Source organism: Candidatus Vagococcus giribetii, from assembly GCF_017316185.1.
Lineage (GTDB): Bacteria > Bacillota > Bacilli > Lactobacillales > Vagococcaceae > Vagococcus > Vagococcus giribetii.
The window spans coordinates 150778-164832 of record NZ_JAFLVX010000018.1; the positions used below are offsets into that span (position 1 = coordinate 150778).

11 protein-coding genes are annotated in these 14055 nt (G+C 35.2%); 9 read left to right on the forward strand and 2 right to left on the reverse strand.

Annotated elements, in window-relative coordinates; genetic code table 11:
• The first annotated feature begins 51 nt into the window (after positions 1 to 51).
• The 8 genes from DOK76_RS07365 (at position 52) to clpB (ending at position 9640) form a co-directional block, all read left to right on the forward strand.
• Positions 52 to 753 (forward strand): tRNA (adenine(22)-N(1))-methyltransferase, encoded by a 702-nt coding sequence (locus tag DOK76_RS07365; protein WP_206966328.1) that lies wholly within the window; start codon positions 52 to 54, stop codon positions 751 to 753.
• Positions 750 to 1871: a Nif3-like dinuclear metal center hexameric protein gene (locus DOK76_RS07370; protein ID WP_206966330.1), complete on the forward strand. Its 1122-nt coding sequence runs from the start codon at positions 750 to 752 to the stop codon at positions 1869 to 1871. The genes DOK76_RS07365 and DOK76_RS07370 overlap by 4 nt, the downstream gene beginning before the upstream one ends.
• A 15-nt stretch (positions 1872 to 1886) precedes the next feature.
• Complete coding sequence (gene pepT / locus DOK76_RS07375) at positions 1887 to 3119, forward strand: peptidase T (RefSeq protein ID WP_206966332.1); 1233 nt, start codon at positions 1887 to 1889, stop codon at positions 3117 to 3119.
• A 142-nt stretch (positions 3120 to 3261) separates the two neighbouring features.
• Complete coding sequence (locus DOK76_RS07380; RefSeq protein WP_206966335.1) at positions 3262 to 4065, forward strand: ABC transporter permease; 804 nt, start codon at positions 3262 to 3264, stop codon at positions 4063 to 4065.
• Positions 4066 to 4069: 4 nt separating this feature from the next.
• Complete coding sequence (locus DOK76_RS07385; protein WP_206966336.1) at positions 4070 to 4861, forward strand: ABC transporter permease; 792 nt, start codon at positions 4070 to 4072, stop codon at positions 4859 to 4861.
• Positions 4842 to 5831 carry an ABC transporter ATP-binding protein gene (locus tag DOK76_RS07390; protein WP_206966338.1) on the forward strand — a complete coding sequence of 330 codons (990 nt, stop codon included), beginning with the start codon at positions 4842 to 4844 and terminating at the stop codon, positions 5829 to 5831. Before DOK76_RS07385 ends, DOK76_RS07390 begins: the two co-directional genes overlap by 20 nt.
• A gap of 101 nt (positions 5832 to 5932) precedes the next feature.
• Positions 5933 to 6883 (forward strand): glycosyltransferase family 2 protein, encoded by a 951-nt coding sequence (locus DOK76_RS07395; RefSeq protein ID WP_206966340.1) that lies wholly within the window; start codon positions 5933 to 5935, stop codon positions 6881 to 6883.
• Between the two features lie 156 nt (positions 6884 to 7039).
• Entirely contained in the window at positions 7040 to 9640 is a 2601-nt protein-coding gene (clpB, locus tag DOK76_RS07400) for an ATP-dependent chaperone ClpB (protein WP_206966342.1), read from the forward strand.
• Positions 9641 to 9676: 36 nt separating this feature from the next.
• On the opposite strand, the gene DOK76_RS07405 is transcribed toward clpB, so the two are convergent.
• On the reverse strand, positions 9677 to 10900 hold the full coding sequence (locus DOK76_RS07405) for a GNAT family N-acetyltransferase (RefSeq protein WP_206966344.1): 1224 nt from the start codon (positions 10898 to 10900) through the stop codon (positions 9677 to 9679).
• 122 nt (positions 10901 to 11022) lie between these two features.
• On the opposite strand from DOK76_RS07405, the gene lepA reads away from it, so the two are divergent.
• Positions 11023 to 12858 (forward strand): translation elongation factor 4, encoded by a 1836-nt coding sequence (gene lepA / locus DOK76_RS07410; RefSeq protein ID WP_206966346.1) that lies wholly within the window; start codon positions 11023 to 11025, stop codon positions 12856 to 12858.
• A 287-nt stretch (positions 12859 to 13145) separates the two neighbouring features.
• Here lepA and DOK76_RS07415 read toward each other — a convergent pair whose 3' ends face one another.
• Positions 13146 to 13928 (reverse strand): hypothetical protein, encoded by a 783-nt coding sequence (locus tag DOK76_RS07415; RefSeq protein ID WP_206966348.1) that lies wholly within the window; start codon positions 13926 to 13928, stop codon positions 13146 to 13148.
• Positions 13929 to 14055: the final 127 nt, after the last annotated feature.

A 14055-nucleotide genomic window follows, 5' to 3' on the forward strand; every position in this document is an offset into this window, starting at 1 on the left:
CTGATTAGTGTTATAATCATTTTATGAGATTAAAATGAGGATGGTAGATACATGGATTACAAAAACTTATCAAAAAGATTACACCGAGCAGGAGAGTTTGTCCCGAAAGGCGCTATCCTTGCAGATATTGGTAGTGACCACGCTTACTTACCAGCCTATTTAGTAATGAATAAACAGATTTCTTCTGCGATTGCAGGTGAAGTTGTAGATGGACCTTATCTGTCTGCAAAAAATCTAGTAGCAGAACTTAACTTAAGCTCTATGATTGATGTTAGAAAAGGAGATGGCTTAGCCGTCTTAACACCTCTTGATGCGGTGACTGCTATTTCGATTTGTGGTATGGGTGGAGCTTTAATCAGAGATATTTTAGATAGAGGGTTTCATGGAGGTAATTTAACTGGAAAAGAAACGCTTATTCTACAACCAAATATCGGGGAACCAACTCTTCGTACATGGTTAGTTAATCATGCTTACGAGATTGTTAAAGAAGACATCATTCGCGAAAATGAAAAAACTTATGAAATTATAGTTGCTGAAAAAAGAGAGCAGATTGTGCCATTATCAGAGAAGGAGCTTCTTTTTGGTCCTAAACTATTAGAACAACAAGGAAGTGTATTCCTTAATAAATGGGAGCATGAATGCCATCAATTTGAGAACATTCTAAAACAATTAGAGAAATCTAACAAAGATGTTGCCAAAAAAATAGCTGAAGTTCAGACAAAAATTCAGTTAGTGAAAGAGGTGCTTGCATGAGTTTAATGGGTTATGAGTTTATCAAACGTTTGGAAAGCTATTGTCCTTTAGAGTTAGCTGAAAAAGGGGACCCAGTTGGTCTTCATATTGGTACACTAAACAAGCCTATTGAGAAAGTTATGATGACTTTAGACGTTCGTCCTGAGGTAGTTCAAGAAGCTATTGAAAAAAAGGTTGATTTGATTGTAGCAAAACATCCACCGATTTTTAGAGCCCTTAAACGCTTAACGACAGATGACTTTCAGACAAAGATGTATGCGGACTTACTGAAACATGATATCGCTGTTTATGCCGCTCATACCAACATGGATATTGTATCTCCTGGTCTTAATGATTGGTTTTTAGAATCTCTTGAAGTCGAGATAACTGATTTTTTAACCAAAACACATTCTTTTGAGTACAAAAAATTAGTGGTATTTATTCCCCGAAGCCATGCAGGTATATTACGTTCCAACCTAAGTAAACTTGGTGTAGGTCAGATAGGTGCTAATTACAGCGACTGCAGTTTTACAAGTACTGGGGTTGGTCGTTTCAAACCTATCAATGAAGCAACTCCCTATATTGGGACTTTAAATGACGTTGAGGCTGTTGAAGAAGACCGAGTAGAGTTTCTATTTTCTTCAATTATCCAATCTGAGGTCGTTGAAGCAGTGATTAAAAGTCATCCTTATGAGGAGCCAGCTTTTGATATTTTTACAGTGGATCATTTAACAGATGATTATGGTTTAGGACGCATCGGGACTCTAAAAGAACCTATGTCTCTAATGGCTTTCACCAACAAGGTCAAAGAAACCTTTAAACTTGATGGCTTAAGACTCATCACTGATACAAAGGATAAAGAAGTTCAAACAATCGCTATTTGCGGTGGCAGTGGTGAAAAATTTTATAAAGATGCCTTGAAAAAGAAAGCAGATGTCTACATTACCGGTGACGTTTACTATCACACGGCTCATGACATGATTGAAGAAGAGTTATCTGTCATTGACCCTGGGCACTATATTGAAGAGTTGTGCAAAGAAAAATTTGTGGACCTGTTCAACCAATGGAAAAAAGAGAATAATTGGGATGTTTCCTTTATTGTGAGCGAAACAAATACAAACCCATTTGAATTTATTTAAAAGGAGAGAATCATTATGTATAAAAATTTAGTCCCTCGATTTATCGAGTATGTTAAAACAGAAACACGTTCAGATGAAACTAGTACAACGACACCTTCTACTCAAACACAAGTAGAATTTGCGTTAACTTTGAAAAAAGAATTAGAATCAATTGGATTATCTGATGTCTTTTATAACACTGAAAATGGTTTCTTAATCGGGACGTTACCAAGTAACACAGATAAAGAAGTCAGAAGCATGGGATTCATTTCTCACCTTGACACAGCTGATTTTAACGCAACAAATGTTAACCCTCAATTTGTTGAAAACTACGATGGTATGTCAGATATTCCCTTAGATAAAGAAGGTAAATTTAAATTAACCACAACTGATTTTCCTAACTTAAAAAACTACAAAGGTCAAACATTGATTACAACTGATGGAAGTACACTTTTAGGAGCTGACGACAAATCAGGTATCGCTGAAATTGTAACAGCAATGGAATATTTAATTGCTCATCCAGAAATTAAACATGGAAAAATTATGGTTGCTTTTGGACCAGACGAAGAAATTGGCGTTGGAGCAGATAAATTCAACGTAGATGAATTTGACATTGATTTCGCTTATACAATGGACGGCGGACCTGTTGGAGAGCTTCAATTTGAAACCTTTAACGCAGCTGGTGCTGTTATCAACATTGAAGGAAAAAATGTCCATCCTGGGACTGCTAAAAATACAATGATCAATGCGATTCAAGTTGCGATTGATCTTCAAAATGCTCTTCCTCAAGATGAAGTACCTGAAAAAACAGATGGTACGCAAGGATTCTTCCATTTATTAGATTTAAGTGGTATCCCTGAAGAAGCTAAAATGGAATATATTATCCGTGACCATGATATGGATAAATTCAAAGCACGTAAAGCTCAATTACAAGCCATCGTTGATAAAATGAATGCTGACTTTGGACAAGACCGAATCACTCTTACAATGGAAGATTCATACTACAATATGGGTGAAATCATCCGTAAAGACATGAGTATCATTACTCTTGTTGAAGAAGCGATGAAGAACATTGATATTACTCCAGTTATCGAACCAGTACGTGGAGGAACTGATGGTTCTAAGATTTCTTACTTAGGTATTCCAACACCTAATATCTTTGCTGGTGGGGAAAACATGCACGGCCGCTTCGAATTTGTAGCCGTTGAATCAATGGAAAAAGCAACATCATTAATTATTGAAATTGCTCGTTTAAATGAAACAAAATAACTAACTTATTTTTTTAAACCACGTCTTTTATAAGATGTGGTTTTTTCTTTTAACCTGTTATCGGTAACATGTAGCAAGGAACCCTCTTTTTCTCTATAATTAAAACGCTATCAATTACTATCAACAAAAAGGAGGGGATTTGATGAGTAAAGGAATCGCTTATTATCGCTTTTTCTTGAAAGGAGAGGCCAAGTATCGGATTAATTTCATCTCCTATCTGTTATCTGGTTTTATCCAATTAATGGCGATTTTATTTATCTGGAAGTTAGTTTATGCTAATTCTGCAAGCGGTGTCATTGAAGGGCTTAATTACGAAGAAATTATTCTTTATACAATTATTTCAACAATAGCTACTCAATTTATGTTACTGGATAATGATTTTCAGGTAGCAGGAGACATTCAAGAGGGAAATTTATCCTACGAATTAGTAAGACCTGTTTCCTACATAACAAAATTGTTCTTTCAAGGATTGGCAAGATCAACTACTAGTATTTTACTAGTGGGAATACCAGCTATTATCGGCGTAGTAGCTTACATTAGTATCCATGAGAGTTTTGGAGTAGCTCTCAGTAGATGTTTATTATTTATTGTCATCATTTCTTTTAGTGTCGGGTTAATGTTTTGCGTGAATTTATTGTTTGGTTATTCAGCCTTTTATCTTAATTACTCGTGGGGATTTTTATTGTTTAAAGGAACCTTTATTCAGTTGCTTTCAGGAGCGTTGTTTCCTTTAGCTATGCTACCAAGTCCTCTTAGAGAAATTTTCTTAAAAACACCTTTTCAGTATATGACTTACTTTCCAACCATGGTTTTCCTTGGTAAACTCTCCACTCAAGAAATCATGACAAATTTAGTCATGGAAATTAGTTGGTTAATTGTTTTTATTTTGCTATGTCTGGCCTTCTGGCGACATGCGATTAAAAACATTACCATCAATGGAGGGTAATCAAATGAAACGTTATATGAGACTTTATCGTGTTTATTTAAACAACTCATTTAAAATTTTGAGAATGTCTACTGCTAACTTTGTGATTGGCTTTATTGCATTTTTAGCAATACAAATCTCATCCTTACTATTTTTACAAGTCACTTTTGGACGCATTCCATCAGTGAATGGTTACAGTTTTTACCAAGTTCTTTTTATCTATGGCTTCTCTCAAATTCCTCGTGGGCTTGATCATTTATATAGTGATTACTTGTGGATTTTTTCCATGAGGAGTGTAGTAAAAGGGGAGATGGACCGATACCTCGTTCGTCCTGTTAGTCCATACTTCCAAGTTATCTGCGAAAGGGTACAATTTGATGCCTTAGGTGAAATTGTGGTCGGAGTAGTCATCACCTTATATGCCATAACAGGAATTACGTTCCCTAATCCTGGCATATCACTATTTCTAGGATTTATCTATTTAATCACTGGTTGTATGATTTATACATCAATCAAAACAATTTGCGCGTCTCTTGCCTTTTGGCTTAAAAAGAGTATTTATATCTTACAATCAATCTACGGGCTAAGTGACTTAACAAAGTATCCCATGTCGATTTATCCACCCGTAGTTAGAAGTTTTTTAACTTACATCATTCCTTTTGGCGTTGTGGCCTTTTTACCTTCAGAGTTGATTTTCACCTCAACCCTGATTAGTCCAATATCACTAACAATTATTGGAATGGCCTGCTTGTTTACGTTATTAGCTTCAATTATTTGGAAAAAAGGAGTGAAGAGTTATGAAAGTGCAGGCAACTAAACCTGTTATTCACGTAGAAAATATATCAAAAACCTTTTATTTAAGGAAAAAAATTGGTTTTTTCAAAACGGAGAAAATACCTAAGCAAGCTGTCAAACAAGCTAATTTTGATATTTATCCAGGAGAGATTGTCGGTTTTATTGGAACAAATGGTGCTGGAAAATCAACAACAATTAAAATGATGACGGGTATTTTAACGCCATCAGAAGGTCACTGCACGGTCTCTGACATCATTCCTTATGAATCACGTATTGAAAATGCTAAAAACATCAGTGTTGTTTTTGGGCAACGAACTCAAATGAATTGGGATTTAACCGTTGAGGATAATTTCATTTTGCTAAAAGAAATCTATGATGTATCAGACGAAGACTTCAACAAACAACTAGATTTGTTAGAAAAACACATGACCATTAAAAAATTATGGCATCAACAAGTTCGTTCTCTTTCTCTAGGTCAACGGGTGTTAATTGATATTGCTGTAGCTTTAATTCATTCACCTAAAGTAATTTTTCTAGACGAGCCGACTATTGGACTAGATATTATGATTAAAGATAAGATCCTAAAAACATTGAAACTCATTAACCAACAAGAGAACGTGACAATTATCTTAACGACTCATGACCTTAGTGAGATTGAAATGCTATGTGACCGAATTATTATTATTGAAGAAGGTCAAATCATTTACGATGACAGTAAAGAGAATATGCTAACCAAATTCGCTACCAGTGCTAGTATTCAATTTGATGTTGAGTTAGAAGAGATTGAAGCCATTATAGCTTTTTTCACCACTAAAAACGTGACTTATGAGATTAGTGATAATCATCTAACCATTGCCATCGATCCCTCTAAACACGATGAGAAAGAAATTCTGAGTGAGCTTTATAAAGAATTTACTATCAACAACATGGGAATCAAAAGAACTAGCGTTCAAGATGTTGTGAGAAATATCTACAGTAAAGAAGAAGCATAGAGAGTCTCATCAACCATAAAATAAAGGAGAAGCGCCCTTTATTTTATGGTTTTTTTCCTGTATCATACATTTTAGGATACTTATAGAAAGGGGTCTTTTTTGTGGCTCACTTATTATCAATCGTTGTCCCTTGTTACAACGAAGAAAAAACAGTTGAAACCTTTTACTCAGAAGTCATGAAAGTAAAAAAACAGCTTGATCTTGTTGAATTTGAGTTTATTTTTATCAACGATGGCTCCACAGACAACACCTTAAAGAAATTAAAAGCCTTAGAACTAAAAGACCCAAAACAAGTAAAATTCTTATCTTTTTCAAGAAACTTCGGGAAAGAGGCTGCCCTTTATGCAGGTTTAAACTATGCTAAAGGTGACTACATCACAGTTATGGATGCTGATCTTCAAGACCCGCCAAGTTTATTACCTGAAATGTTTAGCTTAATTCAAGAAGGGACTTATGATTGCATCGGAACAAGACGTATTTCTCGTGAAGGCGAACCGAAAATTAGGTCTTTCTTTGCTAAAAAGTTTTATAAAATCATTAATAAAATATCTGATGTTAATATTGTTGATGGCGCACGGGACTTTAGACTCATGACTCGGCAAATGGTGGATGCTATATTAGAGTTAAAAGAATATAATCGTTTTTCAAAAGGCCTATTTAGTTGGGTCGGTTTTGAAACTTATTACCTAGAATACGAAAATATAGAAAGAAAAAGTGGGCAATCATCTTGGTCATTTTGGCAATTATTTGTCTATTCCCTTGATGGCATCATCGCTTTTTCAGAGTTTCCACTAGTCATCTCTGCCTTTATTGGCATTATTTCCTTTGTAGTCTCAATTATTGCCTTACTTTTCTTTTTTGTAAGAGCAGCAATATTTGGGGACCCTACAACAGGTTGGCCATCTCTTGTCTGTATTATTTTAGCTCTTGGCGGACTACAGCTGTTTTGTTTAGGAATCGTCGGTCAATACTTAGGTAAGACGTTTTTAGAAACAAAACGCCGACCAATCTATATCTTAAAAGATAAAAGTGATTCTTTTAATCAAGAATAGAACAACTGGAAAAGAGACATATCATTTACCTTAGTTTGAATAGAAACGATTAATAGACTTTTTTTACGAAAAAAAGGTCTATTTTTTTGACTTATTATTTGACCTAATTTGACCAAAGGAGTAAAATAATGTCATAAGGTTAAAGGAGGAATGACCATGAACATCGAAAAAATGACAACAACCTTACAACAAGCAATTGCAGAAGCACAACAAATTGCGATAACAAGACAACAACAAAACATTGATATTGTTCATCTTTGGAAGATTTTCTTACAACCAAACCACTTTGCTAGAAATTTTTATAGTAGCTTAGGGGTCAACATTGATTTATTTGACATTGAAGTCACAAAAGAAATAGATAAACTACCACAAGTTAGTGGTGGAAATGTACAATACGGACAAAATTTAAGTCAAAATTTATTTAACTTGCTACAAGAAGCAGATAAATTAAGAGAAGAATTCCAAGACGACTATCTTTCAACAGAAATCATTGTTTTGGCCTTAATGAAATTAAAAAATCATCCCTTAACAGTGTTTTTAAAAGAACAACAAGTCACTGAAAAAATTATTAAAGAAAAAATACTCGAAATGAGAGGAGGAGATCGTGTGACTTCACAAAACCAAGAAGAACAATACGAATCATTAGAAAAATATGCAGTGAACATGATAGAAGCCGTTAAAAGTGGCAAACAAGACCCTATCATTGGTCGAGATGAAGAAATACGAGATGTGATTCGAATTCTTTCAAGAAAAACTAAAAATAACCCAGTCTTAATTGGTGAACCTGGTGTTGGTAAAACTGCCATCATCGAAGGTTTAGCTCAACGAATTGTAAAAAAAGACGTGCCTGAAAACTTAAAAAATAAAGTCATCTACTCACTTGATATGGGAGCCTTAATTGCTGGAGCAAAATTCCGTGGAGAATTTGAAGAACGTCTTAAAGCTGTGTTAAAAGAAGTGAAGAAAAGCGAAGGGGATATCATCTTATTCATTGATGAAATCCATACCATTGTAGGTGCTGGTAAAACAGAAGGCAGTATGGACGCGGGTAATTTACTTAAACCAATGCTTGCTCGTGGCGAATTACATTGTATTGGGGCAACTACACTTGATGAATACCGTGAATACATGGAAAAAGACAAAGCTTTAGAACGTCGTTTCCAAAAAGTACTTGTTAAAGAACCAACTGTGGAAGACACAATCAGTATTTTAAGAGGGCTTAAAGAACGTTTTGAAATCCATCATGGGGTTAATATCCATGACAATGCTTTAGTAGCCGCAACAACTCTTTCAAATCGCTACATTACAGATCGTTTCTTACCAGATAAAGCTATTGATTTAGTCGATGAAGCTTGTGCGACAATTCGTGTTGAAATGAACTCAATGCCAACAGAACTTGACCAAGTTACAAGACGATTAATGCAATTAGAAATTGAAGAGGCTGCTTTAAAGAAAGAAGAAGACGACGCAAGTAAAAAACGTCTCAACTTACTTCAAGAAGAATTATCTGAATTACGAGAAGAAGCAAACACTTTAAAAATGCAGTGGGAAACTGAAAAAGAAGAAGTTGAAAAAGTTAATAAAAAACGCGCTGAAATTGACTCAGCTAAGACACAACTTGAAAATGCTGAAAATAACTACGACTTAGAAGAAGCAGCCGTTTTACGTCATGGTACCATTCCTAAACTACAACAAGAACTATCAGAACTTGAAGCAAAAGAAAGTTCTGATACTAAAATGGTTCAAGAAGTAGTTACTGAAAAAGAAATTGCCACTGTTGTTGGTCGTTTAACAGGCATTCCTGTTTCAAAACTAGAAGAAGGGGAAAGAGAAAAGATTCTCCGTCTTAACGAAACTCTTCATCGTCGTGTCATTGGACAAGATGAAGCTGTTGACGCTGTCTCTGACGCAGTTATTCGCTCTCGTGCCGGTCTTCAAGACCCAAATCGTCCGTTAGGTTCATTCCTATTCTTAGGGCCTACAGGCGTTGGTAAAACAGAATTAGCTAAATCCTTAGCAGAGAACTTATTTGATTCTGAAGAACACATGGTTCGAATAGACATGAGTGAATACATGGAAAAACATAGTGTATCTCGTCTAGTAGGAGCTCCTCCTGGCTATGTTGGCTACGAAGAAGGTGGACAATTAACTGAAGCTGTGAGAAGAAGTCCTTATACAATTGTCCTTTTAGACGAAATCGAAAAAGCCCATCCAGATGTTTTCAATATCTTACTTCAAGTATTAGATGATGGACGTCTAACAGATTCTAAAGGACGTGTTGTAGACTTTAAAAATACAGTCTTAATCATGACAAGTAACATTGGTTCTCAACTGCTTTTAGAAGGCGTATCAGAAGATGGACATATTTTGCCAGAAACGTCTGAAGCCGTTATGGCCATGTTGAAAGCTCACTTTAAACCTGAATTCTTAAACCGAATTGATGACACTATTCTATTTACACCATTAAGCCTAGAAAATGTTAAGTCTATTATTGTTAAAATGACTGAACAACTAACTAAACGTTTAGAACATCAAGAAATCTATCTAACCATTTCTGACGAAGCAAAATCTTGGATTGCCGAACAAGCCTATGACCCAATTTACGGGGCAAGACCAATCAAAAGATTCCTAACAAAAGAAGTTGAAACACCTCTTGCTAAAGAAATTGTAGGCGGACAAGTACCACCTAAGACAGAAGTATCAATCATTCTTGACAATGATCACTTAGTATTTGCAAAACGCCCAATGGAAGCCTAAAAAAGAGAAGCCTAGTGATGGCTTCTCTTTTTTGTTTTAGAAATAATCACTGAAATAAGCTTCTTGATCCGGAATAATTCTCTCTAAAGTTCTTAATGTTTCTTTATCTGTTTTTAGTCGTTCAATACGGTAAAGGTATGAAGGACGTTTGTAACTCATGAAAAGAGCTGACAAGGTTTGGATATTGATGTACACAGGATTTCCAATAGGTTCTTTGGTTATCGTCAAATCATCATTCTCATCCCAAATCAATCCAAAAATTCGATTATTCCACTCAGCAATTGTATCTTCTACCACAAAGTGGAATGGTTTGCCTGTTGTAATAAAAGGATACTCGGCAATAAATTTTTCCACATCAACAATCCTTGCCATAAAGTAAGGTTCGATGGTTTCTTTTATTTCACTGTCATCAAATAAAAAAGCTATTGGTTCACTATTAAATGTTTCACCTTGAACTAAATCAACCATTGAAAAGTGAGCAGAGACAAAATTCCATAAGCCTTGGCGTGCCTCCTGGTTTAAGTAAAACATTTCCTTGATATGGAAAACTTCCTCAGCAATCCAGTAGAAACATACGCCTTGAGCTTCTCCTTCACGGTTGTAGTAGATAGCAGCAGTTCTTTCTTCTTCGTTTTCCCAACGCCAATATTCTTCCCAGTTCAAATCTTGTCGAATCATCGCTCCGTGATTCACTAAAGCAAATTGATCATACACCTTATAAACATCTTCATGTTGAATATCTTCACGATTAACATAACCTGGTACATCAACTCGTTTTGGTAATTGGGTATCTTTAATGCTAAACGATAGTTTATCTGACATGATTTCCCACCCCTTATTTCGGTAGTAGGGGATACTATATGGATAAAGATAGGATATCCATTGTTCTCTTTCACGCATATTCTCTAGACCTTGACGAATTAACTCGCTCATAAGGCCTAAATCAGTGTATTCAGGGTAAGTCCCAACACCTGTTACTCCAGCCATTTTATAGACCTTATCATGTATATTAACCTCACAAGGATAAATGGCTAATTGAGAAATAAGTCGGTCGTCTTGAGTGAACCAACCATAGACATCTGCTTCTCTTAAAACAGGGCGCTTGGCACGAATGATTTCTGACTCATCCTCATAGCCGCCTTCTTCAATATCTGAATCAGTTACTTGGAACACATAACGCAATAATTCATTGAATTGTTTTAAATGTTTTAACTCTACTTTTTTTAAGACAAGTGATTGTTTTATCTGTTTTATATCCATTTTTTAACTCCTCACATTAGTTTCTCCCTTATTATATCAAAGTACTTATGAAAATACTTTAAAATCTAGCTAAAGCTTGGTATAATTAAAAATGCTGATTGAAAAGAAAGTAGGAGAGTTATATGAATTTTGAGGAAATGAAAAAAAGACAAGAATCCATTCGTAATTTCTCCATCATAGCACATATTGATCACGGAAAGTCCACATTAGCTGACCGTATCTTACAACAAACTGAAACAGTTTCAGACCGTGAGATGCAGGCACAGTTATTAGATTCAATGGATTTAGAAAGAGAACGAGGCATTACAATTAAATTGAATGCAGTCGAGCTAACGTATGACGCAAAAGATGGAAATGAATATATTTTTCACCTAATTGATACGCCAGGTCACGTAGACTTCACTTATGAGGTATCACGAAGTCTAGCCGCTTGTGAAGGGGCCATTCTAGTAGTTGATGCTGCTCAAGGGATTGAAGCACAAACACTAGCTAACGTTTATTTAGCAGTGGACAATGATTTAGAGATTATCCCAGTTATTAATAAAATTGACTTACCAGCCGCAGACCCTGAACGCGTGCGTGGTGAAATTGAAGAAGTAATTGGTATTGATGCCAGTGAAGCCGTTTTAGCAAGTGCCAAAGCTGGTATTGGTATTGAAGACATTTTAGAACAAATCGTTGAGTACGTCCCAGCACCAACTGGAGACGTTGAAGCACCGCTAAAAGCATTGATATTTGACTCAGTTTATGATGCTTATCGCGGGGTTGTGTTAAACATTCGTGTTGTTGATGGTGTCGTTAAACCAGGAGACGTCATCAAATTAATGCAAACAGAAAAAGAATACGAAGTAACTGATGTAGGTATTTTCTCTCCAAAAGCTGTCTCTCGTGACTGCTTAATGGTAGGAGATGTTGGTTACATCACTGCAAGTATCAAAAATATTGCAGATACACAAGTAGGGGATACTGTTACTTTAGCAAGTAACCCAGCTACTGAGCCATTAAAAGGCTACCGTAAAATGAATCCAATGGTTTATTGTGGGTTATATCCAATTGATAACTCAAAATACAACGATTTACGTGAATCATTAGAAAAATTACAATTAAATGACTCAGCCTTAGAGTTTGAACCAGAATCATCTCAAGCCTTAGGATTTGGATTCCGTTGTGGGTTCTTAGGACTCTTACACATGGACGTTATCCAAGAGCGTTTAGAACGTGAGTTTAATTTAGACCTAATTACAACGGCTCCATCCGTTATTTACAACGTTAAAAAAACAGATGGTACAACAGCTGTAGTAGATAACCCTGCTGAGTTTCCAGATCCAAGTACGATTGACACTGTAGAAGAGCCTTTTGTAAAAGCTCAGATTATGGTACCAAACGAGTACGTTGGTGCTGTTATGGAAATTGCTCAACGTAAACGTGGGGAATTTGTTACAATGGACTACTTAGACGCTTACCGAGTGAACGTTGTCTACAACATGCCTTTATCAGAAATCGTTTTTGACTTCTTTGATAAGTTAAAATCAGGAACTAAAGGCTATGCGTCACTTGATTACGACTTAATTGGCTACCGACCAAGTAACTTGGTTAAGATGGATATCCTACTTAACGGTGAAACAGTAGATGCTTTAAGCTTTATCGTCCATAAAGATTTCTCATATGAACGTGGTAAAGCAATCGTTGATAAACTAAGAAAACTGATTCCAAGACAACAATTTGAAGTACCTGTCCAAGCAGCAATTGGTACTAAAATCGTGTCTCGTGCTGACATAAAAGCTTTACGTAAAAACGTATTAGCTAAATGTTACGGAGGAGATGTGTCTCGTAAACGTAAATTACTTGAAAAACAAAAAGATGGTAAAAAACGTATGAAGCAGATTGGTTCAGTTGAAGTACCTCAGGAGGCATTCATGGCGGTTCTTAAGATGGACGAGGACGAACCTAAGAAGTAGTAAGCTTTCATTGATTTTCAAAATGTAAATAAAACGAAACTTCCGACATTTTTCCCCCACAAGCTAAAAAGCTGGGAAAATGTCGGAAGTTTTTTTCTGAGTGACAAACTTTTTTCATTGTTTATATAGTTCAGTTAGACGATCTCCAATTTCTAATAAAGTAACAATAACGTATATAGTTTTTATTGACACATTATCCCGAGTATAAAATAATAATCGAATACGATGTGTAAATATTAACAAAATTAAAAGCCATCTCTTGATTGAGACAGGCTTATTAGTTAGTTCTATTGGTTAAATAAATGCTTATGTAATCTTAACGAAAGTTCTTTTTCTATCAATTCTTCAAAACTAGGTAATCCATCAGTTGAGTCTACATCTATACCAACATTAGGTTGAAAACTACTTAATGAATGGTTGTATATTGTTACTTTCCTGCTCATAACATCCTCATCAGTAAAGTGATTATCTGCACACCATTGTGAATAACCTTCTGAAGTATACATCTGCATGTGAGATATTCCAGATTTTGAGAATTTACCATAAACATATCTCATGTGACTGTATATTTTATAACAATCTATTTTTATGGATTCTACTTCTTGGAGCTCACCGGCATGAAATAGCTTATTCCTATGAGATGCGACTTCTTGTGGTAGTGGATAAGGAAAAGTTTTATCTTCAGGATTTTTTCCAAAAATCATTAAAAAAGCTGCAGAGTAGGCTCCATAAATTCTTTCCGAACTTTTAAAAACTTTATCATAAGTATTATCAAGAATTGATGGTTTAATGTCATGGTTTATATTTAACACTGTTTTCACAAATTCTTTTCTAAAAATTTCTAGTGAAGTATAAATCCATCCAAAAGCTTCATAATAATTTTCATCAATAAATGATGATATTCCTTTATCGAAGTAAAGTGCATATCTAGGTGCCGCATTAAAAGCAGTCGTTTCATGACCATTGGGACATTTCAGATTTATGGTATCACTATTATCTAGAAAACCTTGAGCCGACATAAAAGTACCTTGAGAACATTGCTCGCAATTTGCTCGTATATTGAAGTCCATTTTTAACATCCTCTCATTTGTATTTATTAAGTAAACTTAATAATTCTATTTTAAAAATCATACAATATGTATTGAATAAAGTAAAATAGCGAAAAATACTTTAATTAATCACGTTTATCGGTATAGA

Excerpts from the sequence above, each read along its gene's own strand:
- DOK76_RS07365 (WP_206966328.1), top strand. The coding sequence starts at position 52 with ATGGATTACAAAAACTTATCAAAAAGATTACACCGAGCAGGAGAGTTT.
- DOK76_RS07370 (WP_206966330.1), top strand. The coding sequence starts at position 750 with ATGAGTTTAATGGGTTATGAGTTTATCAAACGTTTGGAAAGCTATTGT.
- pepT (WP_206966332.1), top strand. The coding sequence starts at position 1,887 with ATGTATAAAAATTTAGTCCCTCGATTTATCGAGTATGTTAAAACAGAA.
- DOK76_RS07380 (WP_206966335.1), top strand. The coding sequence starts at position 3,262 with ATGAGTAAAGGAATCGCTTATTATCGCTTTTTCTTGAAAGGAGAGGCC.
- DOK76_RS07385 (WP_206966336.1), top strand. The coding sequence starts at position 4,070 with ATGAAACGTTATATGAGACTTTATCGTGTTTATTTAAACAACTCATTT.
- DOK76_RS07390 (WP_206966338.1), top strand. The coding sequence starts at position 4,842 with ATGAAAGTGCAGGCAACTAAACCTGTTATTCACGTAGAAAATATATCA.
- clpB (WP_206966342.1), top strand. The coding sequence starts at position 7,040 with ATGAACATCGAAAAAATGACAACAACCTTACAACAAGCAATTGCAGAA.
- DOK76_RS07405 (WP_206966344.1), bottom strand. The coding sequence starts at position 10,900 with ATGGATATAAAACAGATAAAACAATCACTTGTCTTAAAAAAAGTAGAG.
- lepA (WP_206966346.1), top strand. The coding sequence starts at position 11,023 with ATGAATTTTGAGGAAATGAAAAAAAGACAAGAATCCATTCGTAATTTC.
- DOK76_RS07415 (WP_206966348.1), bottom strand. The coding sequence starts at position 13,928 with ATGGACTTCAATATACGAGCAAATTGCGAGCAATGTTCTCAAGGTACT.